Here is a 23262-nt window from a genome sequence, read left to right on the forward strand (position 1 = left end):
TCCTGTGCCGCACGACACCGTGCGGCATTTTTTTACCTTGTTCATGAATATTATCTTGTATATACATTCATTGTATGGTACACTACTAAATACTGAACGGACGCGTTTTTGCTTTCTGAACACGATAGAATGGTTGTGACGTTTTGACACTGCTGAATACAATCCACTCCCGAGAGGCGCTGTTACAGCTGACGCCGGAGCAGCAGAAGCAGCTCTGTCGGGAAATCCGGGAGTTCCTATTGGAACATATCTCCCGTACCGGCGGCCATCTGGCCTCCAATCTGGGTGTAGTGGAGTTGACGCTGGCGCTGCACCTGGTTTTTGACACAGCCCAAGACCGCATTATTTTTGATGTGGGCCATCAGGCTTATGTCCACAAAATTCTGACGGGACGGCAGGAGCAATTCCGTCAGCTGCGGACCTTCGGCGGCATTGCCGGATTCCCCAAACCGTCGGAGAGTGTGCACGACGCCTTTATTGCGGGCCACGCTTCCAATGCTGTCTCCGTGGCGCTGGGCATGGCCCGGGCCAGAACGCTGCAAAAACAGAACTACAGCGTCATTGCGCTGCTGGGCGATGGTGCGCTCACCGGCGGCTTGGCGTATGAGGGACTCAACGATGCCGGGGCCAGTGGGGAACCGCTGATTGTCATTCTCAACGACAACGGCATGTCCATCACCCCCAATGTCGGCGGTATTTCTCGCCATTTGAAGCTGATTCGCACGAAACCAGGATATCTGGGCGTTAAAATGGCGTATCGCAAGTTTACAAGGGCTATTCCCGGCGGCAATGCCCTCTATCGGTCGACTCATCGGCTCAAGGCATTTCTGAAACGCCACCTGATCGGCATTACGTTGTTTGAGGATATGGGATTTAACTACATTGGCCCTGTGGACGGCAGCAACGTCCGCCGCCTGACAGAATTGCTGCGCTATGCCCGGGAAATGCAGGAACCGGTGCTGCTCCATGTGATTACCAAAAAGGGCTCCGGCTATGGGCCTGCTGAGGAGAAGCCTGACCAATTCCACGGCGTTGGAGCCTTTGACACCGCTTCCGGCGCCACCCAGCCATCCAAATCCGTGACCTTCTCGGCCACCTTTGGCAATACCATGCAGGAGTTGGCGGCGGAAGACCCGCGCATTTGCGCCATTACAGCGGCCATGAAGCCCGGCACGGGGCTGGATGGCTTTGCCGCAGCCTATCCTGACCGCTTCTTTGATGTGGGCATTGCCGAGGGCCATGCTGTGGCTATGGCGGCGGGCCTGGCCAAGCAGGGCATGATTCCGGTGGCGGCCATTTACTCCACATTTTTGCAGAGAGCCTTCGACATGATGCTCCATGACGTGGGTTTGCTGAACCTCCATGTGATTTTTGCTGTGGATCGGGCGGGCCTGGTGGGAGAGGACGGCGAGACCCATCACGGCGTTTTCGACGTCGGCTATCTCCAGCAGGTTCCCGGTATGCAGATCCTATGTCCGGCCAATCAGGCGGAGCTGCGGACGATGCTGCGCCGGGCCGCATTGGAAATGACGGGACCGGTGGCGATTCGCTATCCCCGCGGCGGCGACGGGTTCCTCAAATCTGTCTGTACGGAACCATGCCTGCGGGAGGGAACGGATATCACACTGGTGTCCTACGGTACCATGATTAACACGGTGCTGGAGGCGGCGGTAGCGCTGAAACAACAGGGCATCCATGCGGAAGTGGTCAAGCTGACCCAGATCAAACCCCTGGACATGACGCCGGTGTTGGAATCGGTGCGTAAAACGGGCAAACTTTTTGTGGCGGAGGAGACAGTGGACGCCGGATGCCTGGCCAACCAGTTGTTTGCCCGGCTGGAACAGGAGGGCATTGCCGCCGCGGTCGGCAAGAGAAATTTTGGGGATTCCTATGTGACCCATGGTGCGGTAGCCAAACTGTACGAGGCCACAGGCATGGACTGTGCAGGTCTGCTGGCGGGAATCCGGGAGGTGCTGGACCATGAAGCATAAAGAGAGACTGGACGTGCTGCTGGTGTCCCGGGGATTGGTGGAGACACGGACCAAGGCCCAGGCCGTCATCATGAGCGGAGACGTCTATGTGAACGGCCAGAAGGCCGATAAGCCGGGCATGTCCTATGAGGACACTGTGGAAATAGAGGTGCGGGGACAGACTTGCCCTTATGTGAGCCGCGGTGGTTTGAAGCTGGAAAAGGCCCTGCGGGATTTCGGTGTGGACCCCACCGGCTACGTTTGCAGCGATTCCGGCGCTTCCACCGGCGGCTTTACGGATTGTCTGTTACAGCAGGGCGCGGCCAAGGTGTTCGCCATTGACGTGGGCTATGGCCAGCTGGCCTGGAAAATCCGCCAGGACCCCCGGGTGGTCTGCATGGAACGGACCAATATCCGCTATGTGCAGCCGGAGGATTTGGGAGAACCTCTGGACCTGTCGGTGGTGGATGTTTCCTTTATTTCCCTGAAAATCGTTTTGCCGGCTATTGCCCGGCTGTTGAAGCCCACAGGACAGGTTTTGTGCCTGATCAAGCCCCAGTTTGAGGCCGGCAAGGAAAAGGTGGGGAAAAAGGGCGTGGTCCGGGACCCGGCCGTTCATCAGGAAGTACTGGAACACTTCGTGTCCCTGGCTGATGAGCTGGGATTTACCATCCGCAATCTGACGTTCTCTCCGGTCAAAGGACCGGAGGGAAATATTGAATTTCTAGGCCATCTGAGCCGGGAACCGGGTGTTCGGAACGTTCCCGATTTGGCGGCCCTGGTGGCGGAAGCCCACGAAACATTGAAGGGATAAACCGTATGAAAGTAGTCATGACCCCCAATCCCTACCGGGATCGGAATTTCAAATATGCCGACCAGGCTGAGCAGATTCTGCGTGCGGCCGGTGTGGAGACGCGGCTTTGTCTTCCCTTCGGTGTGGACAAAAATTTTGAACTGCCTGCCAATAAGACGTTTTGCAATCTCAATGAAGAGCTGAAGTCGGCGGATATGCTGCTCTGTTTTGGCGGCGACGGCACCATTCTCCATTCCTCCAAGGCGGCCACCTATCACGGCATTCCCGTACTGGGCGTCAATATCGGCACCATGGGCTTTATGGCGGAATTGGAAGCCGGGGAGCTGAGCCAGTTGTCCCGGTTGGCATCGGGCCAGTATTCCATTGAGAAGCGCATGATGCTGTCGGTGGAAGTCCAGCATGAGGGCCAGATCATCTATACGGATACAGCCCTCAATGATATTGCAATCACCAAAGGGGCAGTGGCCCGGGTCATCCAAATGGAAGTACTGTGTGATGGCGTCCAGGCGTACAGCTTTGCAGGCGACGGTGTGCTGATCTGTACGCCTACGGGCTCCACGGCCTATTCCATGTCGGCGGGGGGGCCTCTGGTGGAGCCTACGGCGAGAAATATTATCGTCACGCCCATCTGTGCCCATACGGTCCAGGCCCGGGCGTTTGTCACGTCCAAGGACCGGGAAATTACCGTGCGCATCGGCAAGACCGGCCGGAAAAACGCGTTTCTCTCCACGGACGGTGGACGGGCCATCCGGCTGAACCTGGGTGACATTGTCCGTGTCCGGCGTTCCCGCTATGAGACGCGGCTGGTCCGCTTGAAACGTACCAGTTTTTTTGAGATCATCAACAATAAGTTCTTTGACAGGTGAGGTGTCGTATGAAAACCCAAAGACAAGCGAAGATCATGGAGATCATCACCAGCCGCAACATCGAAACCCAGGAGCAGCTCCTGGAAGCGTTGCAGCAGAGCGGTTACCAGAGTACCCAGGCCACCATTTCCCGGGACATCAAGGAACTGCGCATTGTCAAAGAGCTGACACCCATGGGCAGCTACCGGTATACGGCGGCCACAGCGGAAAAAACCGGCACCTTTTCCAACCGGCTCAATACCATTTTTCGCGAGTGTGTCACCCATTACGACTACGCCCAAAACATGGTGGTGATCAAAACCATGCCTGGTCTGGCCAATGCCGCCTGTGCCGCCATTGATGCCATGGATATGTCGGTGGTGGTGGGCACCCTGGCTGGTGACGATACGGCATTTCTCGTCATGCGGGATACGGCCTCTGCCGCCGCGTTCTGCTCTGAAATCAAAAAACTCCTGGAGTAAAAGGGGAACCGCTATGCTATCCGTGCTGCATATTGAAAATATTGCCGTCATTGAACAGGCGGATATTACCTTTGACGCCGGATTCAACGTGCTTACAGGTGAGACCGGCGCCGGTAAGTCCATTGTCATCGACGCCATCAGCGCCATTTTGGGCGAGCGGGCCTATCGGGATGTGATCCGTACCGGCTGTGACAAGGCATTTGTCAGCGCTGTGTTCACCGGTATCGGCCCTCTGGAATGGTTTGCAGAAAATCAGGTGGAGTACCAGCCGGAGGAATTGTTGATTCAGCGGGAAATCTGGCTGGACGGCAAAAATGTCTGTCGGGTCAATGGTCGCCCCGTCACCGTGGCGCTGCTGAGAAAACTGGGGATTCAGCTGATCAACATCCACGGCCAGCACGATTCCCAACAGCTGTTCGACGAGGCAAACCACCTGCGATATTTGGATTTATTTGCCAAAGATGAAGCCGAATTGGCCGCCTATACGGCGGCCTTTGAAACAGTACAGCAAACAAGAGCAGAAATCCGCCGCCTGTCCATGGACGAAAGCGAGAAGTTGCGGCGGGTGGAAACGCTGCGCTATCAGATCGAGGAAATTGAGAGCGCCAAACTGAAACCCGGAGAAGATGAGCAGCTGGAAGCGCTGCGCAAACGGCTGCAAAACTCGGAGAAGATGAAAAGCGGTTTGTGTGCGGCGGTCAACGCGCTGTACGGCGGCGAGGACAGCGACGGAGCGTGCAGTCTGCTGACCGACGCCGAGCGTTCCCTGGGAAGTCTCTGCCGGTTTGATGAAAGTCTGGAGCCGCTGCAAACCCGCCTGACCGATGCCGCCTATCTGATTCGGGATATCACGGAGGAATTGCGGGACCTCCGCGACAGTCTTTCCTTTTCAGAGGGGGAGCTGGAGCAATTGGAGGAGCGGCTGGACGTTATTCACAAGCTGCGGCGCAAATATGGCGCTACCTGTGTGGATATCCTAGAATTTCTGGAGAAATGCCGTCGGGAACTGGATGAAATCGAATTTTCCAGCGACCGATTGGAACAGCTGCAAAAAGATTTGGACAAGCAGGAAGCCAAGGCGAAAAAAGCGGGACTCGCCCTGCGGAAAATTCGTAAGGCCGCGGCGGATGCTTTGGCGGAACGCATTCTGTCGGAGCTGGCCCAGCTGGATATGCCCAAGGTGCAGTTTGTCTGCCAGTTTGAAGAACTGGAGTTGACAGCCACAGGTATGGACGAGGTGCGATTCCTCATGTCAGCCAATGTAGGCGAGGATTTGAAGCCCATGAGCAAGGTGGCTTCCGGCGGCGAGTTGGCCCGTATCATGCTGGCGCTGAAAAATGTGCTGGCGGAGCAGGACCACGTGCCGACGCTGATTTTTGATGAAGTGGATGCCGGTGTCAGCGGACAAGCCGCCCAGAAGGTGGCGGAAAAGCTCTGTCAGGTTGCCCGGACAAAGCAAATCCTCTGTGTAACCCATCTGGCGCAGCTGGCGGCCATGGCCCATACCCATCTGTATATCTCCAAGGCGGTCCGAAAGGGGAGAACGTATACCTCTGTGACACCCCTGGACATGGAGGGCCGCAAACAGGAGATTGCCCGCATCATCGGCGGCGCGGTCATCACGGATACGACGCTGAAAAGTGCGGAAGAGATGCTGCGCCATTGACAAGCGAAATTTTTTGTGGTATATTGCAAACTGTTAAATGCGTAGAAGGGAAATAGTAGCGTCGTCAAACCCTCAAAGAGAGCCGGTGGTTGGTGGAAATCGGCAGGGAAGCGGCGGGAATACCTCCCGGAGCGGCGGCCTGAAACGAGAGAGAGTAGGGCTCGACGGGCGCGCCCGTTACAGCGCCGGAGTATGTTTGTACTCCATGAGGCTGCCTTTGCGAGAAGGCGGCGAACAGAGGTGGTACCGCGTAGTTTACGCCCTCTGCTCCACAGGAGCAGGGGGCTTTTCTGTTGCCTGTGGCAATTTTTAAAATCAGAAAAGGAGATATCACCAGATGAAAGTTTATGACGAACTGGTGGCCCGCGGCCTGATTGCCCAGGTCACCAATGAAGAAGAAATCCGGGAAATGATCGACAACGGCAAGGCCACCTTCTATATCGGCTTTGACCCTACGGCTGACAGCCTCCATGTGGGCCACTTTATGGCCCTGTGCCTGATGAAGCGGCTGCAAATGGCTGGCAACCGTCCCATTGCGCTCATCGGCAGCGGCACAGCCATGATCGGCGACCCCTCGGGCCGCACCGACATGCGCTCCATGATGACCCAGGAGACCATCCAGCATAACTGCGACTGCTTCAAAAAGCAGATGGAGCGGTTTATTGAGTTCGGCGAAGGCAAGGCCCAGATGGTTAATAACGCCGATTGGCTGCTGAAACTCAACTATGTGGATTTCATCCGGGAGATCGGCGCTTGCTTCTCCGTCAATAACATGCTGCGGGCTGAGTGCTTCAAACAGCGCATGGAAAAGGGCCTGAGTTTCCTGGAGTTCAACTATATGCCCATGCAGTCCTACGATTTCTACTACCTGTTCCAGCATTACGGCTGCAATATGCAGTTTGGCGGCAATGACCAGTGGAGCAACATGCTTGGCGGCACCGAGCTGATTCGCCGGAAACTGGGCAAGGACGCCCACGCCATGACCATCACTCTGCTGTTGAATTCTGAGGGCAAGAAGATGGGCAAGACCGCTTCCGGCGCTGTGTGGCTGGACCCCAACAAGACCAGCCCCTTCGAGTTTTTCCAGTACTGGCGCAACGTGGGCGACGACGACGTGCTCAAGTGCATCCGGATGCTGACGTTCCTGCCTCTGGAGCAGATCGATGAGATGGACAAATGGGAGGGCAGCCAGCTCAACGAGGCCAAGGAGATTCTGGCCTATGAGCTGACGAAGCTGGTCCATGGCGAAGAGGAGGCCGAAAAGGCCAAGACGGCGGCCCATGCGCTGTTTGCCGGCGGCGGCGATGATACCAATATGCCCACCACCGAATTGACCGCCGACCAGCTCACCGACGGCGGTATTGGCATTCTCAGCCTGCTGACGGCCTGCGGCCTGACCAAGAGCAACGGCGAAGCCCGTCGCCTGGTCCAGCAAGGCGGTATCTTCGTGGAAGAAGAAAAGGTTGCTGCCATTGACTTGACGATTTCCGAGGCACAGCTCCGTGATGGTGTGAAGATTCGCAAGGGTAAAAAGGTCTACCATAAAGCCATCCTGGCATAAGATCAACTGCAAGTAATAAAAACGGCGTACCGTGAAACGCATCACGGTACGCCGTTTTTATAAGTATATTTATTGGATGTGATCGATGTATCCCTCGGCACACAGCAGTTCGGCCAGCAGTACCGCACCGCCGGCAGCGCCGCGGAGGGTGTTATGGCTCAGGCAGACAAACTTGTAATCATACTGGGTGTCGGGGCGCAGACGGCCAATGGAAACGGCCATGCCGTTCTCCAGATTCCGGTCCAGCTTCGTTTGGGGACGGTTGTCTTCCTCAAAGTAGTGGAGGAACTGCTTGGGCGCGGAGGGCAGGTTCAGTTCCTGGGCCCGGCCGGAGAACGCGGCCCAGTCGGACTTGATCTGCTCCATGGAGGGCTTCTCTTTGAAGCTCATAAAGCAGGCGGCCATGTGGCCGTTGGACACAGGGACGCGGAGACACTGGGCTGTGATTGCTGGACCCTCGGCGTTGGCGATGTGATCACCGTCCACATGGCCCCACAGCTTCAAGGGCTCCTGCTCGGACTTCTCTTCCTCGCCGCCGATGTAGGGGATGACGTTGTCCACCATTTCAGGCCACGTCTCAAAGGTCTTGCCCGCGCCGGAAATGGCCTGATAGGTGCAGACCAGCGCCTTCTCCACACCGTATTTCAGCAGGGGATGGAGAGCGGGAACGTAGCTTTGCAGAGAGCAGTTGGACTTGACCGCCACAAAGCCGCGCTTGGTGCCCAGGCGTTTGCGCTGGGCGTCAATGACCTTGATGTGGTCGGCATTGATCTCCGGCACCACCATGGGCACGTCGGGGGTCCAGCGATGGGCGGAGTTGTTGGAAACCACCGGACACTCGGCCTTGGCGTAACGGTCTTCCAGGGCCTTGATCTCCTCTTTTTTCATATCCACAGCGCAGAACACGAAGTCCACCATGGCGGCGATCTTTTCAACATCGGCTTCGGCATCCATGACCACCATATCCTTGGCCCAGGCAGGCATCTCGGACTCCATGGCCCAGCGGCTGCCTACAGCCTCAGCATAGGTCTTGCCGGCGCTGCGGCTGCTGGCTGCCAGGACAACCGTCTCAAACCAGGGATGGTTGTCGGTGAGGGTGATGAAGCGCTGACCCACCATTCCGGTGGCGCCGATGATACCCACTTTGTATTTCTGTTCCATTTTCCATTCTCCTTTATGATACCGCCGGTCGAAATTGGTCTCAGAGGAAAGAAAATTCCGGCCTTAGGTTGAATAAAAACACGTTTTGCGGTATAATAACCTTTGCCTATGGCACGGGTGACCGTGAGGCAGAGACTCTTGTCTTTCATCATCATATCACATTGCTAATGTGGAGTCAATGTGCGCATTGGCTACTTTTTCTGTTTTATTTTCCGAAATGGAGGGCAATATGACGCAAAAAATCAGACAATTTGCCAGATTGGGGCTGGTGTTTCTGACTTGTGTACTTTTTGCGGCCTATATTCCATATCAGGCTGACGCGTCATTCTCTGACCGTGTCATTCGTGTGGGTCTGTATTACGGCAGCAACGCGCTCCCCTCGGCCAATCTGGCCAATGAGGTGGGCAGCGGTTATCAATTTGGTACATATAGCAGCAGCGGCACGTTTTCACCCATTGGCAGCACGACTCAGGAAAAAATCACCGTCTGCAAGGACGCCAATCTCTATCTGTCCGGCGGCAGCTTTTATGAGCCCCCTACAGCGGCGGACTATCAGCTCATCGGCGCTTACCATATTCAAATGCCCGATACCTATGCCACCTATGAGGCGGCAGCCCAGGCAGCGGCGGCCTATCCCTACGGCTTCCCGGCCTATGTCAATGGAAAATATGTGGTCCGGTTCGAGTTTTATTCTTCCGCAGTTAACGCTGAGGCAGATGCCGCAGCTTATAACGGCGCGCAGGTGGTAGGCGGCAGTAAGACGTGCTATACTGTTGTCAATACGGCAACGGGACAGATTCTGTTTGAGTTTGACAACAACGGCGATTATCTGGGCATCCAGCCCATGAGCAGCGGTGAGCGGGCGCAGACCTGGTTCAAGGGATATCGGTACTACGGCGGATTCCAGTATATGCGCCGCAGCGGCAACGATATTTCCGTCATTAACTTTGTCAATGAGGACCTGTACGTGTCCGGTGTCCTGCCGTATGAGTTTGTGGTCAATAACGATCTGGAATCGTTGAAAGCCGGTGCTGTGGCCATCCGGACTTTTTCAAGGGCCACCACCAAGCACAATGCCCTGGGCTTTGACATCTGCAACACCACCGACTGCCAGGTGTATCGCGGTGTTTATACGGGTGCAGGGGCCCAACTGGTCCTGGACGCCGTGGAACAGACCGGCGGCCAGTGCGCCTATTATAATGGAAAACTGATCGAGGCGCTGTACTTCTCCTCTGACGGCGGCGCAACGGAAGACGCGATCAACGCATGGGGCAGCGATGTGCCGTATCTCAAAGGCAAACTGGATCCCTATGAGACGTCTATTTCTTTTAACGGCAAAAGCTGGAGTTACACAGTGACACCATCTGACATTCAAAGCTTGTTGCAAAACAGGGGATACAACTGCGGTACAGTTACAGGCCTGGAAGTGACGAAGACCACAGCTATGGGTAATGTCAACGAACTGACCGTTACAGACGGCAGTGGTAAGAAATTTACCTTTACCGGGGATAATGTACGGGTATTGCAAAATTTGTCCGGCGTCACCTATATGAGCCGTCGGTTCCAGATTACGCCCATTGGCAGTCAGCCGTCGGGAAATGCTTCGACCACCACCGGAGACACCAGTTTTTCGGTCTATGACGGCAACACCACAACCCAATCCGATACCATCACCGTCATCACCGGCAGCGGGACCCAGCAGGTGACGGCGCCTGCTACCGTCATCACCGGCAGCGGGACCGTAACCGTCGGAGAAAGCAGCGGCAGCGGTTCCGGAAGCACACAGACTGGCAGCGGTCAGGGCTGGATCATCACCGGCGGCGGTTACGGTCACAACATCGGCATGAGCCAATGGGGCGCCTATGCTATGGGACAGCAGGGATACACCTATGAGGATATCCTGAAATTCTACTACACTGGCATTACGATCCAGTGAGAAAATGGAGATGCGACTTTGAAAACCAGCGATTTTTACTATGAACTGCCGGAGGAACTCATTGCCCAGACACCTCTGGAACATCGGGACCATTCCCGGCTGCTGACGTTAAACCGGGCAACGGGAAAAACAGGCCACCATCACTTTTATGAACTACCGGAATTTCTCAAACCTGGCGACTGCCTGGTGCTGAACAATTCCCGTGTCATTCCAGCCCGCCTGCTGGGCCATCGGGAGCCCACCGGCGGCGCGGTGGAGGTGCTGCTGTTGAAGGACCTGGGAGACAACACTTGGGAGTGTCTGGCCAAGCCAGGCCGCAAGTGCCGCATTGGGACGGAACTGTCCTTCGGAGACGGCCGCTTGACGGCCAAGGTGGTGGGCGATGGTGAAGACGGCAAAAAATTGGTGCAGTTTTCGTTCACCGGTATTTTTCTGGAGGTGCTGGCAGAACTGGGAAAAATGCCTCTTCCGCCCTATATCCGGGAGGAGTTGGAGGACGGCGAGCGGTATCAGACGGTCTATTCCAAGATCAACGGCTCGGCGGCCGCTCCCACGGCGGGCCTGCACTTCACGCCGGAACTGTTACAGCAGATCGAAGCCAAAGGCGTTCGGCTGGCCTATGTGACGCTCCATGTGGGGCTGGGTACATTCCGGCCGGTCAAAGCCGACGAAATCGCGGACCACCATATGCACAGCGAATTTTGTGAGATCTCCCAGGAGACGGCGGATATCCTCAATGAGACGCGCCGGCAAGGGGGACGGATTGTGTGCGTGGGAACCACCTCCTGCCGTACCATTGAATCTCTGGCCAATGATGACGGCACCTTTGTGGAGCGGTCCGGCTGGACGGAAATATTCATCTATCCCGGCTACCGGTTCAAGGCGATGGATGCTCTGGTTACCAATTTCCACCTGCCGGAGAGTACCTTGGTGATGCTGGTTTCAGCCTTTGCCGGACGAGAGCACATCTTGGCGGCCTACGCCGAGGCGGTAAAAGAGCGGTATCGTTTTTTCTCCTTCGGCGATGCCATGTTCATTGCCAATGATATCTGACTGAGAAAGTAGGAACGACGTTGTTTCAAGTAAAAAAGAAAAACGGCACGGCCCGCCGGGGTGAGTTCACCTGTCCCCACGGTACCGTACAGACGCCGGTATTTATGAATGTGGGCACCCAGGGCGCTATTAAAGGCGCCCTCAGCGCCGCCGATTTGAAGAACATTGGTTGTCAGGTGGAACTGTCCAACACCTACCATCTTCATGTGCGTCCAGGCGACCAGTTGATTCACGACTTGGGCGGCCTGCACAAGTTTATGACCTGGGATGGTCCTATGCTTACTGATTCCGGCGGCTTCCAGGTGTTTTCCCTGGCCAGTTTGCGGAAAATCAAGGAAGAGGGTGTCCATTTTGCCTCCCATGTAGACGGTCGGAAGATCTTTATGGGCCCCGAAGAGAGCATGCAAATTCAGTCCAACCTGGGCTCCGACATTGCCATGGCCTTTGACGAATGCATTGAAAATCCTGCTCCCTATGATTATGTAAAGCGGTCCTGTGAGCGGACATACCGCTGGCTGGTGCGCTGCAAAAACGAGTTGGACCGGCTCAATGGGCTACCCGGCACAGTGAATCCCGGGCAGGTGCTGTTCGGCATCAACCAGGGCGGCACCTATGATGATCTGCGGATGTGGCATATGAAAGAAATCGCCAAGCTGAACCTGGCTGGTTATGCCATTGGCGGACTGGCGGTGGGCGAACCCACGGAGGTCATGTACCATATCATTGAAGCAGTGGAACCCTGGATGCCCGCAGACCGCCCCAGATACCTCATGGGTGTTGGGACCCCGTCCAATATCATTGAGGCTGTGGCACGTGGTGTGGACTTCTTCGACTGCGTCATGCCGGCCCGTAACGCCCGCCATGCAAAGCTCTTTACCTGGAGTGGTTCCATCAATTTAAAGAACGCCAAGTATGAGCGGGATGAAGGTCCAATTGATGCCCAGTGCGACTGTCCGGTGTGCAGACGGTATTCCCGCGCCTATCTCCGCCACTTGTTTAAGGCAGAGGAGATGCTGGCCATGCGGTTGTCCGTCATGCACAATCTGTATTTTTATAACCAGCTGATGCAGAAGATTCGTGATGCACTGGACAACGATCAATTTGATGCGTTTCGTGCGGAGTACTCGGAAAAACTGGCGCAGAAAATTTAAAATTCCCCTTGAAAACAGAGATAATATTGGCTATAATAAAGCAAATGCCCGAATGGAGGTAACAAAATGGGTGCAGAAGCAATGTCAACCATCATGATGTTTGCTGTCGTGATCCTGGTGTTCTACTTCTTCGTGATTCGTCCCGAAAACAAGAAGAAGAAAGCCATGCAGGAAATGCGCGATGCGCTGAAGGTTGGCGACAAGATCATCACGATTGGCGGTATCGTCGGTGAAGTGGTGCACATCAAGGACGACAACATCGTCATTGAGACCAGTGCCGACCGCGTCCGTATGGAGCTGGCCAAGTGGGCCATTTCCAGCAACGAGACAGCGGAGAAGGCTGCTGCTAAGGCTAGAGAAGATGCCAGAGCAGAGAAGAAGAAAAAGAAGTAAGCAGAAAACGGTACCGCGCTTCATGCGGTACCGTTTTTTAGCTGTCCGGCAGGGGACAGGGAATCAAAACAGAAAAACTCCGACAGTACCAACCGGACTGTCGGAGTTTTTTATCAGGCAATTCTTCTGGCGCCGATATAGCGGCTGGCATAGTAGCTGTCGCTGAGGTTGGTAACCTTGACACCACCAGAGGCAGCATGCACAAACTGGTTGTTGCCGATGTAGATTCCCACATGGGAAGCGGCGGCACTGGTGGCGTACGTATTGTCAAAGAACACCAAATCACCGGGCTGCAGGCTGCTGACGGCGTAACCGTTGCCCAGCTGCTGGCCGGCGGTACGGTTGATGGTGTAACCCAACTGCTTGTAGACGTAACGGGTAAAGCCGGAGCAGTCAAAGCCGGAAGGCGTTGTGCCGCCCCAGACATAGGGGACACCGAGATACTGCATACCCAGATCGGCAGCCTGCTGGCCAACACTGACCGAAGAACCGGCGGAAGAGTTATAGATGGGCTTTTCCGTCAACTCCATCAGATCGCTTCTGATATAACCGGTTTGTCCCTCATACTGGACCTTGTACCAGCCGCAGTTGAATCCGATGATATACGCCTCATCGCCATACTGCATCTGGCAGACCAGATCGCTGGAGGAGGAGGGCTGCGACCGCAGGTTAACGCTGGAAGTATTGATTCGACCGTCGCCGAGCTCCACGTTTTCCCGTTCCTTGAAGGTTATGTAATCCGCGCTCATATAGCCGATATCCAGATTGTAATCCACCAGATACCAGCCGTCGACCTCACGGATGATGACCACGTTGTCGCCAGGGGAGGCGATGGAAATGGTGTCGGAATTGGCGGAGGCCGATTCCCGCAGACGCAGGCTGGTCTCCACAACACCGATGCCGGTTTTCAATTCCGTGGCGGAAGCGCTGATGGAAATGGCGGCTGTGGCGGCAACCGCCATCGTGGACAGGATCAACAGACGTTTTGCTCGGTTCATTCTACTTCGATACCTCTCTCATTTGCAGATTCCATGAAACTTACTTAGCGGCAAGAGCCCGATCGAGCCATACACAGCCCACATCCAATGCCGTGTAAAAACCGTCTTTTTCACTCTTCTTAACAATGCGCTCCCGAGGCTTGGCGTCGGGGTCCGTCAGCTGTAACTGTACAGAAACCTTGGTGGCCAGCTCCAGATCACCGTCTTTCTTGGACTCGAGGATCTGCAGCATCACAATATGGGAGTCGCTCATATTGCCGTAATAAACAACATTGTCCTTCCGCAGCAGGGGACGGCCCTTGTACTTCAGAACTGCATTTTTCTCAGACATTGTTACCCTCCTGATTAAAATGTAACCAAATTGTAACACATTGTATCCCACTTGTCAATAGGTAATTGACATAACATTACACTTTGGTCCAATTATTTTTGAAATTTTTCACAAAAAAGGAAATGGATGTGATTGATTGGGGAAAATCTGCATGGAAAGGTTACAAACAGAAAACAAGAAGGGGAACCGAGGTTCCCCTTCTTCGACGCCGGCCGGCGGTCAGTCGAACAGATAGTGACGGACCAGCTCCTGCAAAAGATCATCCCGATCCAGTTTGCAGATGAGACTGCGGGCGTTGTTGAAGTTGGTGATATACGTCGGGTCCTCAGAGAGCAAATACCCTACAATCTGATTGATGGGATTATAGCCCTTTTCGCTGAGAGAACGGTAAACAGACGTCAGGATCTGCTTCATCTCCGCCGTAGATTCATCGGGGACCACAAACTTGATCGTATTATCATCCATACGGTCTGCCTCCTTACCTGGAATACTCCTATCATATAATAGAAATGATGCGTTGTAAAGGAAAACTTCCACCGACACAGCCGGAAAGCTTGTCCGATCTCAGCGGAGCACTGCGTGCAGCTGCTCTTCCAGAGCGCCGAGGACCTTGGAAATGACGGGAGCAATGTCTTCATCGCTGAGGGTTTTGTCATCAGCGCGCAGCTCCAGGGAAAAAGCGACAGACTTTTTGCCCGCATCGATACCTTTGCCGCGGTAGACGTCAAAGAACGTGACTTTCCGCAGCAGCTTACCGCCGGCAGCGGCGATGCAATTCTCCAAGGCGCCCACGGTGACAGACTCATCGCAGACCAGTGCCAGGTCACGGGTGACAGCGGGGAACTTGGGCAGGGGAACGTATTCCGGATCAGCGCCCTGGGCGGCCATCAGCTGGGAGAAGTCCAGTTCAGCGCAGTAGAACGCGGCGTCCACTCCGTAATCCTGAGCCACCAAAGGATGAACCTGTCCCAACACACCGACGCGGCAGCCGTCCACAAAGACTTCAGCGCAGCGGCCGGGATGATAGGAGGGATTGGAAACAGCGGGAGCGGTAAACTGCACGTTTTCGGCCCGCAGATCGTCGAGGATTGCTTCCACAGCGCCTTTGAGGGCATAGAAATCCATATCGCTGCCGTAGGCACCCATGGAAAGGACCTTTTGCTCGTTGGCCAGCCCGTCTTTACCGTCGGGCAAATAGATGCGGCCTACCTCGTACAGTTTTACGTTCTGGTTGCGATAGTTGTAGTTTCGGGTCAGGATGTCCAACATAGAGGGCAGCACCGTGGTCCGCATGATGGAGGTGTCCTCGCCCAGGGGGTTGAGGATTTTAAAAGACTGACGGCGAGCGTCCGCCTGAGGCCAGCGGATTTTGTCGTAGCAGGTGGGAGAAATAAAGGAATAGGTGATGATCTCATCGTAGCCCATGGCACGGCACAGGCTGCCCAGACGGCGCTCCAGCGTCTCTTCGGGAGAATAACCGCCCAAAGTGGTTTGGCCCCGCATCAGGGTGCAGGGGATTTTGTTGTAACCGTAGAATCGGGCCACCTCTTCGGCTAAGTCGGCAATTCCGACCACATCGGCACGCCAGGAGGGAATCACCACATCGGCGGGGCCGTTGGGGAAATCCTTCTTCTTGGTGACAATGCTCACCCGCTCCAGATACTGGTACATATCTACGGCGGGAATGTCGGTGCCAAGCAGAGCGTTGACCCGGTCGGGGTCCATACGGATGGTGTGCTCCTGGGGCACATAGTTGAGAATATCAATAACGCCGTCCAGCACTTCACCGGCGCCCAGCAGTTCCACCAGCTCACAGGCACGGTCCACGGCAGGCAAGGTATTCAGGGGGTCCAGGCCCTTTTCAAACTTGGCGCTGGCCTCGGTGCGCATACCCAGGGCCAATGCGGCCTTGCGAATGGCGGTGCCGTTGAAGTTGGCGGATTCAAAAACCACGTCCACGGTATCGTCCACGATTTCGCTGTTCTCACCACCCATGATGCCGGCCAGACCGACGGCACGCTCGTCGTCGGCAATGACCAGCATGGAGGAATTGAGTTTGCGGACATTGCCGTCCAGGGTGGTCAGTTCCTCGCCGTTCTTAGCCCGGCGCACAATGATTTTGCCGCCCTTGACGTAACGGTAATCGAAGGCGTGCATGGGCTGGCCGTACTCCAACATAACGTAATTGGTGATATCCACAATGTTATTGATGGGACGGACGCCCATGGCGCGGAGCCGCTCCCGCATCCACTTGGGGGAGGGAGCAATCTTGACGTTGCGAACCATGCGGGCTGTATACCGGGGGCACAGCTCCGGGTCGGGGGTCTCCACGTCCAGCAGTTCCATCAGGTTACCGCTGCCGCCGCCTTTTACCACAGGGGTGTGGAGGTTCATGGGCTCATCATAGGTAGCGGCTACCTCCCGGGCCAGACCGATGACGGAAAGGCAGTCGGGACGGTTCGGGGTGATTTCAAACTCCACCACATGATCGTCGGCGCCGATGATTGGCTTGATGTCGTCGCCGGGGGCAATACCCTCTTCCTGTAGGACAAAAATGCCGTCGGGGATGCAGTGGGGGAACTCCGCCTGTTGGGCGTGGAGGTCTGTCAGAGTGCAAATGGCGTTGTCCTTGGTGTTGTAAGCCACCAGGTCATCGGCATGGATGTTGGGGCACATAGTGTCGGTCTCAGCCGTGGTGTCACCCAGGTTCACGGAAATATGGAAAGTGCCGTTGCCCAGAGGTTTGCATGCCAGAACCTTGGCAGCCACCACGGGGCCATAAATTTTGTGACCCGGCTGAATATCAGCGGGGATCGAGGGCTTGTCCTTGTCCAAAGGCTTATAGTCGCCCAAAATGGCGGCGGGGGTGATGGCGGCGTAGGGAAAATCCCGCTCATCCAAACCCAGTTCGGAGAGGCCGCAGAACATACCGTTGGATACCATGCCGCGCAGCTTGCCTTTCTGAATCTTTACGCCGCCGGGCAAGGTGGATTTGTGCAGAGCCACGGGCATCAGATCGCCGGGATGAATATTCCACGCGCCGGTGACAATCTGGATGGGCTCACTTTGGCCCACCTCCACCTGGCAGACCCACATGTGGTCGGAGTCGGGATGGCGCTCCATAGACAGGAGACGGCCCACAACGACATTGGAAATCTCCGCACCCAGGTCTTCGGTGGTTTCCACCTTGGAGCCGGAGAGGGTCATGGTTTCGGCGAAGTCTTTATCATCAGCATCCACGGAGACAAACTCGCGGAGCCACTTTCTGCTCAGATTCATGTTTCCTACGCTCCCTTCTTAAAACTGCTCCAGGAACCGCACGTCGTTCTCAAAGATCAGACGCAGGTCGGCGATCTTGAAGCGGCGCATGGCGGTACGCTCCAGGCCAATGCCGAAGGCCCAGCCGGAATACTCGTTGGGGTCGATGCCGCTCATCTCCAGCACTCTGGGGTGAATCATACCGGCGCCCAAGAGCTCAATCCAGCCCTCGCCTTTGCAGGTGGGACAGCCCACGCCGCCGCACTTGTGACACTGGACATCCATCTCACAGGAGGGCTCGGTGAAGGGGAAGTGGTGGGGCCGGAAACGGGTCTTGGTGCCCTTGCCATAGAGCTGTTCCACAACGGTATTGAGGGTGCCTTTCAGATCAGCCATGGTGACGTTCTTGTCGATGACCATGCCCTCCACCTGATGGAACATGGGGGAGTGGGTGGCGTCCACCTCGTCTTTGCGGTAGACGCGGCCGGGGGCGATGATGCGGATGGGCAGATCCATGGTGTCCATGGCACGGACCTGCATGGGGCTGGTCTGGGACCGCAGCATCACACGACTGTCGGTATCAAAATAGAATGTGTCGGACCAGTCGCGGGAGGGATGGCCCTCTTCGGCATTGAGACGGTCGAAGTTCAGCTCGGCCAGCTCTACCTCGGGGCCGTCCAGGACCGTAAAGCCCATGCCGATAAAGATTTCTTTAATTTCATCCAGGGCGATATACATGGGGTGACGGTGACCGATTTTGGCTTCGGTGCCGGGAACCGTCACATCCAGAGCCTCATCCAGAAGCCGCTGTTCCAATGCCTTGGCCACCAGTTCCTTTTTGGCGGTCTCCATGGCCGACTCAATGGCGGCGCGGACATCGTTGGCAATCTGGCCCATGACAGGGCGCTCCTCTGCAGAGAGCTTGCCCATCTGTTTCAAAACGGTGGTCAGTTCACCCTTTTTGCCGAGAAAGCGGACCCGCAGTTCCTCCAGCTGGGCCGGATCGGCGGCAGCGGCTACGGCGTCCAATGCTTGGCGACGGATCGATTCAAGCTGTTCTTTCATAGTCGTTCTCCTTATCATCAAACTGTGACTTCAGGCAATAAAAAAAGCCTTCCTCCCCAAAGGGGACGAAAGCTATGCTTCCGCGGTACCACCCGCAATTCGCCTGACAGCGCACTTAAAACCTTTAACGGAGTGACCCGGCCCGCTCTACCACCCGCATAGGGCTTCAAGGGGCAACTCCCGGGAGAAAGCCTTCCATCGAACAGGGAACCTTCCCAGCAGCCGGTCCTCTCTGTACCTGTTCCGACGATGGGCGGCAGCCCGTTCATCGCTTTTTTCATATCAAGTAGTATTCTAGCACAGCCTCTGGAAAGATGCAACCTCCAAAATGGAATAAACCTGGGACGTTTGCATAAATATCCTTGCAGATGGGACACGCTGTGTCCCCAGTGGATCAGCGGAGGTGAAAACCATGAGAAAAATCTGGAAAGGGGCTGTAGCGGCGGGGCTTTGCCTGACTCTGGCGGCCTGTGGAGGCGAGGAGACATCGCCGGTACAGGAGGCGTTGTCGTTCCGTACCGATCTGTTGGCGGTGGACCAATGCAGCTTTACCGCCCAGGCAACGGCGGACTATGGAGAGCGGGTCTATACCTTTGGCCTTGACTGTGTCTATGAGCCCCGGACGGACCGGGCGGAATTGACGGTGATGGAACCGGAGTCCATTGCCGGCATCACAGCAACCATGGAGGGAACGGACGGGACAGTGGCCTTTGACGGTACGGCTCTGGAATTGGGCACACTGGCCAGTGGTAAGACAGCGCCCCTGGCACTGCCCCAGCTGCTGGGGCAGGCATGGACCGGTGGGTATATTGAGTCCCAGACAGCGGCGGACAGCGGATTCCTCGTCACCTACCAGGTGGGATATGAGCAGGACGCGCTGACGGTGTACACGGCCTTCGATGAAGCGGGCGTGCCTTTGTGGGCCGAGGTCTACTATGAAGGCATCTGTATATTGCAGGCGGAACTTTCCAATTTTGCCATGGAATAACAGGGTCCGACCGAACGGGACAGACATAGAATGATGCGGGAGCCGAAGAACGGTATAGATCCGGTCACTGCGTGGGAGAATATGGTTGACCACGTTACATACCGCTTCACCGGGGTGTGTAACGTTGGGAACATTTTTTCGCGGAGTGTGAAGCCTATGGATACCAACGTGAAACGCGGCGACATTTTTTACGCCGACCTGAGCCCCGTGGTGGGCAGTGAGCAGGGCGGGACTCGCCCGGTGCTCATCGTGCAGAACGATATGGGAAACCGCCACTCACCAACGGTGATCGCGGCGGCCATCACCAGCCAGACGGGAAAAGCAAAGCTGCCGACGCACATCGACCTGGCGGGTCATAATGTGGGCCTGACCAAGGACTCGGTGGTGCTGCTGGAACAGATCCGGACCATTGACAAGCGACGGCTGCGGGAACATATGGGACGGCTGGACCCGGAACTGATGGATCGAGTGGACTCGGCCATCGCTGTCAGTTTTGGCTTGCACAACTAAGGGATTTCCGCTATAATCAAACTATCGACACGTAGTTTGAGAGGAAACCATCCATGAAACAACATCGCATCTGTCTAAAAATTTTCGGCATTGCCGTGGCTGTCACAGCGGTTGTGGGCCTGACCATGGCCGTCTCCGGCAACAATACCGCATCGGACCCTCTGGTAAGCCTCAGCTACCTGACGGGGACGTACCGGACCAATCTCCTCAAGGATGTGGAGGCAGATATCCAGGCGGAAAGCCAGAAATTGTCGTCCAGCTTTTCCCAACAGGTTTCCGAACTGAAGGGAACCATGAGCGGCCAGACAGTGACGGCGGAGAAGAACGACTTTTCCACCCAGTCTCTGACGGCCGGGCAGCAGTTCACTGTCCGGACCGGCGGGGAAGTGCTGGTGCTCAGCGGCTCGGTCAAAGCGGTGGGCAGCGGTCTCACCGATGTTACCGCTGGTACAGCGGTCTCCGCCGGCGGCAGTTTGACGGCCAATCACCTGTATGTAGCCGGGGCCGACTGTGTTCTGGAGGCCACCGGCACGGCCAAGCTGTTGGTAAAGTAATGGAATATCCAGACACCTCCCGCATATCCATGGAACATGGAGAACGGGAGGTGTTTTGTATGGAACGAGAAATCCCCATGCGCTATGGCGGCGATACCGTGGGCCATGCCACCGTGACGCGGGAAGGATTGTACCACCGGATTCGCTGCGTCTGTGAAACCGTGTCCTCAGAGGTCCTGCGGGCCTACGGTACAGTGGACGGGCAGGACGTGCTCCTGGGCGTATTGATGCCGGAGGGGGGACAGCTGACATTGGACCGGCGGTTTGCCTGCTCAGCCTGTCCGCTGGACCGTTTGGAGACGGTGACCGTTGGCGGACCGCCCGGCGCATGGCAACCATGGCAGGGAGCCGTGGGACCGGTGACGGTGGCGGGCGGCCGTGCCAGACAGTCCAATGGCAAATTGCTTCTGGCGCTGCCGTATCACCGTGGAGAGCCGGTGGACTATCTGCCGGTGCTGCGGTATTGTACGCCCACGGAGTTGGATGGGCGGACCTGGATGGTCTTGGACACCGACCAGCTGCCGGAGGAATGGCGGCCAAGGTCGGAACCGTCGTAAAAAAACGGATGCTGTACCGTGTGGGACAGCATCCGTTTTTATGTTGGGTCTTAGTTGAGAATGCGGCGGGCGGCTGCGAAGTGATTGTAGTAATAACCGGATGTAATGGTATCCACGGTGACGCCGCGGGTGGTGTTGGCGGCGTGGACCATCTTGCCGTCGCCGATGTAAATGCCTACATGGGTGATCCAGGCGCTGGAGGAGTAGGTGTTGCTGAAGCAGATCAGGTCGCCGGGCTGCAGCTGGTTGAAGGACACAGAGACACCGTTTTTCACCTGATCGTTGGCCACACGGTTGATGGAGTAGCCGAAGTGTGCATAGACATACTTGGTGAAGCCGGAGCAGTCGAACACTGTGGGACCGTTGCCGCCGAAGACGTAGTCGCAGCCCACGAACCCCAGGGCGTAACTGACCAACTGCGCGGCCTCGGAGGAAGCGGCTTCTTCCTTGGCGGCTTCTTCCAGCTTTTTGACTTCTTCCTCTGTCAGCCAGTCGGTGTTCAGAAAAGCCTGGGCATTTTTATAGCACCGCAGGAACATGACAATGGCCTGCTGACGGGAGGTGGTGCTGGTGGGGTCCAAATAGGTGGCGTTTCCGGCGGTAGTGCCGCCAACGATACCCAAGCCGACGACCTCCTGCGCAGCGGACTCTGCCCAGGTGCCGACCTCATCGCGGTCGATAAAACCGGCCAAATAATCCTTGGTCAAATGAATGGGCATATTGACGCAGCGGTTGAGGTTGGAAATAATGACGAAAAATTCCTGTCTCGTCAGGAGCTGATTGGGACGGAAGGTACCGTCGGGATAACCGCCCACAATACCGATTTCATAGGCGGCACAGACCAGGGGGTCGTTGGTATCGGTGAAGTAATCGGTGCGGTTGGGGTGGGGGGTATTACCGGTAAGTTTTTCATAGGCCAGGGTGGCGATATAGCACATCTCCATGCGGTTGATGTCAATGCTCATATCGGCATTGGCCAGGGCATCTGGCAGCAGGTCCAGCATTTGGGCTTCGTTGAGGTTGGAGAGGGCCCAATCGCTGGCATTGGTAAAGGCCAGCGTGGGAACCGTCAGAGATAGAACGGCGGCCAGCGTCAAAAGCAGCGCTGTACCGCGGCGAAACAGTGTTTTGATCATCACAGTGTATCCTCCTTGCATGTGATGCTGACAGGGCAGTGGTCGGAACCGAAAATATCGCTATGGATGGCGGCGTCAGTTACGGCGCCGGCCATGCGGTTGGAAACCAGGAAATAGTCAATACGCCATCCAGCATTGTTCTTGCGGGCGTTGAACCGGTAACTCCACCAGGAATAGGCGCCGGTGGCGTCAGGGTGCAGATGGCGGAACGTATCCGTGAACCCGGTGGCTAACAGATCGGTGAACTTGCCGCGCTCCTCGTCGGAGAAACCGGCGTTGCCCCGGTTGGGGCCTGGATTTTTCAGGTCGATCTCTTGATGGGCCACATTGAGATCGCCGCAGGCAATGACGGGCTTTTGGGCGTCCAGCGCGGCCAGATAGGACCGGAAAGCATCATCCCAGGCCATGCGGTGGTCGAGGCGTTTGAGACCGTCCTGGGCATTGGGCGTGTAGCAGGTAACCAGATAGAACGATGCAAATTCCAGGGTAATCAGCCGCCCCTCGGTGTCCAGCTCCGGAACCCCCACACCATAGGTGACGGACAATGGTTCAGTTTTTGTGAAAATGGCTGTGCCGGAATAACCCTTTTTCTCAGCGTAATTCCAGTATTGATAATAACCGGGCAGCTCCAGTTCCAGTTGACCCGCCTGTAGTTTCGTCTCCTGTAGACAGAAACAGTCGGCATCCAGCGCGGCAAACGAGGTGAGAAACTCTTTCTGCAAGCACGCTCGGAGACCGTTGACGTTCCACGATACGAAACGCATGGAATCCATTCCTCCAAATCGACAAAATATTTCATGCTGTTACAGATTGTAACAAATTCAATGCCGTTG

General features: G+C 56.0%; 22 protein-coding genes and 1 other annotated feature. Of the genes, 14 read left to right on the forward strand and 8 right to left on the reverse strand.

Annotation, left to right across the window (positions count from 1 at the left end; genetic code table 11):
- The first annotated feature begins 143 nt into the window (after positions 1-143).
- The 6 genes from dxs to tyrS all read left to right on the forward strand — a co-directional run bounded on the left by dxs (position 144) and on the right by tyrS (position 7338).
- Positions 144-1991 carry a 1-deoxy-D-xylulose-5-phosphate synthase gene (gene dxs, locus ACTQ33_RS07900; RefSeq protein ID WP_441463666.1) on the forward strand — a complete coding sequence of 616 codons (1848 nt, stop codon included), beginning with the start codon at positions 144-146 and terminating at the stop codon, positions 1989-1991.
- The gene (locus tag ACTQ33_RS07905; protein ID WP_441463668.1) at positions 1981-2784 is read left to right on the forward strand and encodes a TlyA family RNA methyltransferase; all 804 of its coding nucleotides are present in this window, start codon (positions 1981-1983) and stop codon (positions 2782-2784) included. Before dxs ends, ACTQ33_RS07905 begins: the two co-directional genes overlap by 11 nt.
- 5 nt (positions 2785-2789) lie before the next feature.
- Positions 2790-3650 carry an NAD(+)/NADH kinase gene (locus ACTQ33_RS07910; RefSeq protein ID WP_441463670.1) on the forward strand — a complete coding sequence of 287 codons (861 nt, stop codon included), beginning with the start codon at positions 2790-2792 and terminating at the stop codon, positions 3648-3650.
- Positions 3651-3658: 8 nt separating this feature from the next.
- A complete protein-coding gene (gene argR, locus ACTQ33_RS07915; protein ID WP_441463672.1) occupies positions 3659-4111 on the forward strand; it encodes an arginine repressor in 453 nt (150 codons plus the stop codon).
- A 13-nt stretch (positions 4112-4124) separates the two neighbouring features.
- Positions 4125-5777 (forward strand): DNA repair protein RecN, encoded by a 1653-nt coding sequence (recN, locus tag ACTQ33_RS07920; protein ID WP_441463674.1) that lies wholly within the window; start codon positions 4125-4127, stop codon positions 5775-5777.
- A gap of 33 nt (positions 5778-5810) precedes the next feature.
- Positions 5811-6045, forward strand: a binding site (T-box leader).
- Between the two features lie 69 nt (positions 6046-6114).
- Positions 6115-7338: a tyrosine--tRNA ligase gene (tyrS, locus tag ACTQ33_RS07925; protein WP_441463676.1), complete on the forward strand. Its 1224-nt coding sequence runs from the start codon at positions 6115-6117 to the stop codon at positions 7336-7338.
- 69 nt (positions 7339-7407) lie between these two features.
- On the opposite strand, the gene asd is transcribed toward tyrS, so the two are convergent.
- A complete protein-coding gene (asd, locus tag ACTQ33_RS07930) occupies positions 7408-8499 on the reverse strand; it encodes an aspartate-semialdehyde dehydrogenase (protein ID WP_441463678.1) in 1092 nt (363 codons plus the stop codon).
- A 229-nt stretch (positions 8500-8728) separates the two neighbouring features.
- Here asd and ACTQ33_RS07935 point away from each other — a divergent pair, with 229 nt between their 5' ends.
- The 4 genes from ACTQ33_RS07935 to yajC all read left to right on the forward strand — a co-directional run bounded on the left by ACTQ33_RS07935 (position 8729) and on the right by yajC (position 13032).
- On the forward strand, positions 8729-10435 hold the full coding sequence (locus ACTQ33_RS07935; protein ID WP_441463680.1) for a SpoIID/LytB domain-containing protein: 1707 nt from the start codon (positions 8729-8731) through the stop codon (positions 10433-10435).
- Positions 10436-10453: 18 nt separating this feature from the next.
- A complete protein-coding gene (gene queA / locus ACTQ33_RS07940) occupies positions 10454-11488 on the forward strand; it encodes a tRNA preQ1(34) S-adenosylmethionine ribosyltransferase-isomerase QueA (RefSeq protein ID WP_441463682.1) in 1035 nt (344 codons plus the stop codon).
- Between the two features lie 20 nt (positions 11489-11508).
- On the forward strand, positions 11509-12639 hold the full coding sequence (gene tgt, locus ACTQ33_RS07945) for a tRNA guanosine(34) transglycosylase Tgt (protein WP_441463684.1): 1131 nt from the start codon (positions 11509-11511) through the stop codon (positions 12637-12639).
- Positions 12640-12705: 66 nt separating this feature from the next.
- Positions 12706-13032 carry a preprotein translocase subunit YajC gene (yajC, locus tag ACTQ33_RS07950; protein ID WP_441463686.1) on the forward strand — a complete coding sequence of 109 codons (327 nt, stop codon included), beginning with the start codon at positions 12706-12708 and terminating at the stop codon, positions 13030-13032.
- A gap of 113 nt (positions 13033-13145) precedes the next feature.
- On the opposite strand, the gene ACTQ33_RS07955 is transcribed toward yajC, so the two are convergent.
- From ACTQ33_RS07955 to pheS, 5 genes are all read right to left on the reverse strand, one after another.
- Entirely contained in the window at positions 13146-14030 is an 885-nt protein-coding gene (locus ACTQ33_RS07955) for a C40 family peptidase (protein WP_441463688.1), read from the reverse strand.
- Positions 14031-14070: 40 nt separating this feature from the next.
- Entirely contained in the window at positions 14071-14361 is a 291-nt protein-coding gene (locus tag ACTQ33_RS07960) for a hypothetical protein (protein WP_441463690.1), read from the reverse strand.
- A 219-nt stretch (positions 14362-14580) separates the two neighbouring features.
- Complete coding sequence (locus tag ACTQ33_RS07965) at positions 14581-14826, reverse strand: IreB family regulatory phosphoprotein (RefSeq protein ID WP_441463692.1); 246 nt, start codon at positions 14824-14826, stop codon at positions 14581-14583.
- Between the two features lie 99 nt (positions 14827-14925).
- Positions 14926-17640, reverse strand: coding sequence for a phenylalanine--tRNA ligase subunit beta (gene pheT, locus ACTQ33_RS07970; protein ID WP_441463694.1), 2715 nt, complete (start codon positions 17638-17640; stop codon positions 14926-14928).
- 18 nt (positions 17641-17658) lie between these two features.
- A complete protein-coding gene (pheS, locus tag ACTQ33_RS07975; protein ID WP_441463696.1) occupies positions 17659-18684 on the reverse strand; it encodes a phenylalanine--tRNA ligase subunit alpha in 1026 nt (341 codons plus the stop codon).
- Between the two features lie 412 nt (positions 18685-19096).
- On the opposite strand from pheS, the gene ACTQ33_RS07980 reads away from it, so the two are divergent.
- From ACTQ33_RS07980 to ACTQ33_RS07995, 4 genes are all read left to right on the forward strand, one after another.
- Entirely contained in the window at positions 19097-19672 is a 576-nt protein-coding gene (locus tag ACTQ33_RS07980) for a hypothetical protein (protein WP_441463698.1), read from the forward strand.
- 156 nt (positions 19673-19828) lie between these two features.
- On the forward strand, positions 19829-20182 hold the full coding sequence (locus ACTQ33_RS07985) for a type II toxin-antitoxin system PemK/MazF family toxin (protein ID WP_441463700.1): 354 nt from the start codon (positions 19829-19831) through the stop codon (positions 20180-20182).
- Between the two features lie 53 nt (positions 20183-20235).
- Positions 20236-20736, forward strand: a complete 501-nt coding sequence (locus ACTQ33_RS07990; protein WP_441463702.1) for a hypothetical protein — start codon at positions 20236-20238, stop codon at positions 20734-20736.
- A gap of 59 nt (positions 20737-20795) precedes the next feature.
- The gene (locus ACTQ33_RS07995) at positions 20796-21293 is read left to right on the forward strand and encodes a hypothetical protein (protein ID WP_441463704.1); all 498 of its coding nucleotides are present in this window, start codon (positions 20796-20798) and stop codon (positions 21291-21293) included.
- Positions 21294-21343: 50 nt separating this feature from the next.
- On the opposite strand, the gene ACTQ33_RS08000 is transcribed toward ACTQ33_RS07995, so the two are convergent.
- Both ACTQ33_RS08000 and ACTQ33_RS08005 read right to left on the reverse strand, forming a co-directional pair.
- Positions 21344-22429, reverse strand: a complete 1086-nt coding sequence (locus tag ACTQ33_RS08000) for an NlpC/P60 family protein (RefSeq protein ID WP_441463925.1) — start codon at positions 22427-22429, stop codon at positions 21344-21346.
- Complete coding sequence (locus ACTQ33_RS08005; RefSeq protein ID WP_441463706.1) at positions 22429-23193, reverse strand: exodeoxyribonuclease III; 765 nt, start codon at positions 23191-23193, stop codon at positions 22429-22431. The genes ACTQ33_RS08000 and ACTQ33_RS08005 overlap by 1 nt, the downstream gene beginning before the upstream one ends.
- Positions 23194-23262 lie beyond the last annotated feature (69 nt).

Source organism: Candidatus Avoscillospira sp. LCP25S3_F1 (genome assembly GCF_052117125.1).
GTDB lineage: Bacteria > Bacillota > Clostridia > Oscillospirales > Oscillospiraceae > Avoscillospira_A.

Coding starts and splice junctions, on each gene's coding strand:
- pheT (WP_441463694.1), bottom strand. CDS start 17,640: ATGAATCTGAGCAGAAAGTGGCTCCGCGAGTTTGTCTCCGTGGATGCT.
- asd (WP_441463678.1), bottom strand. CDS start 8,499: ATGGAACAGAAATACAAAGTGGGTATCATCGGCGCCACCGGAATGGTG.
- ACTQ33_RS07905 (WP_441463668.1), top strand. CDS start 1,981: ATGAAGCATAAAGAGAGACTGGACGTGCTGCTGGTGTCCCGGGGATTG.
- pheS (WP_441463696.1), bottom strand. CDS start 18,684: ATGAAAGAACAGCTTGAATCGATCCGTCGCCAAGCATTGGACGCCGTA.
- argR (WP_441463672.1), top strand. CDS start 3,659: ATGAAAACCCAAAGACAAGCGAAGATCATGGAGATCATCACCAGCCGC.
- tyrS (WP_441463676.1), top strand. CDS start 6,115: ATGAAAGTTTATGACGAACTGGTGGCCCGCGGCCTGATTGCCCAGGTC.
- ACTQ33_RS07935 (WP_441463680.1), top strand. CDS start 8,729: ATGACGCAAAAAATCAGACAATTTGCCAGATTGGGGCTGGTGTTTCTG.
- ACTQ33_RS07990 (WP_441463702.1), top strand. CDS start 20,236: ATGAAACAACATCGCATCTGTCTAAAAATTTTCGGCATTGCCGTGGCT.
- ACTQ33_RS08000 (WP_441463925.1), bottom strand. CDS start 22,429: ATGATCAAAACACTGTTTCGCCGCGGTACAGCGCTGCTTTTGACGCTG.
- ACTQ33_RS08005 (WP_441463706.1), bottom strand. CDS start 23,193: ATGCGTTTCGTATCGTGGAACGTCAACGGTCTCCGAGCGTGCTTGCAG.
- ACTQ33_RS07995 (WP_441463704.1), top strand. CDS start 20,796: ATGGAACGAGAAATCCCCATGCGCTATGGCGGCGATACCGTGGGCCAT.
- ACTQ33_RS07960 (WP_441463690.1), bottom strand. CDS start 14,361: ATGTCTGAGAAAAATGCAGTTCTGAAGTACAAGGGCCGTCCCCTGCTG.
- ACTQ33_RS07985 (WP_441463700.1), top strand. CDS start 19,829: ATGGATACCAACGTGAAACGCGGCGACATTTTTTACGCCGACCTGAGC.
- recN (WP_441463674.1), top strand. CDS start 4,125: ATGCTATCCGTGCTGCATATTGAAAATATTGCCGTCATTGAACAGGCG.
- ACTQ33_RS07955 (WP_441463688.1), bottom strand. CDS start 14,030: ATGAACCGAGCAAAACGTCTGTTGATCCTGTCCACGATGGCGGTTGCC.
- ACTQ33_RS07910 (WP_441463670.1), top strand. CDS start 2,790: ATGAAAGTAGTCATGACCCCCAATCCCTACCGGGATCGGAATTTCAAA.
- ACTQ33_RS07980 (WP_441463698.1), top strand. CDS start 19,097: ATGAGAAAAATCTGGAAAGGGGCTGTAGCGGCGGGGCTTTGCCTGACT.
- ACTQ33_RS07965 (WP_441463692.1), bottom strand. CDS start 14,826: ATGGATGATAATACGATCAAGTTTGTGGTCCCCGATGAATCTACGGCG.
- yajC (WP_441463686.1), top strand. CDS start 12,706: ATGGGTGCAGAAGCAATGTCAACCATCATGATGTTTGCTGTCGTGATC.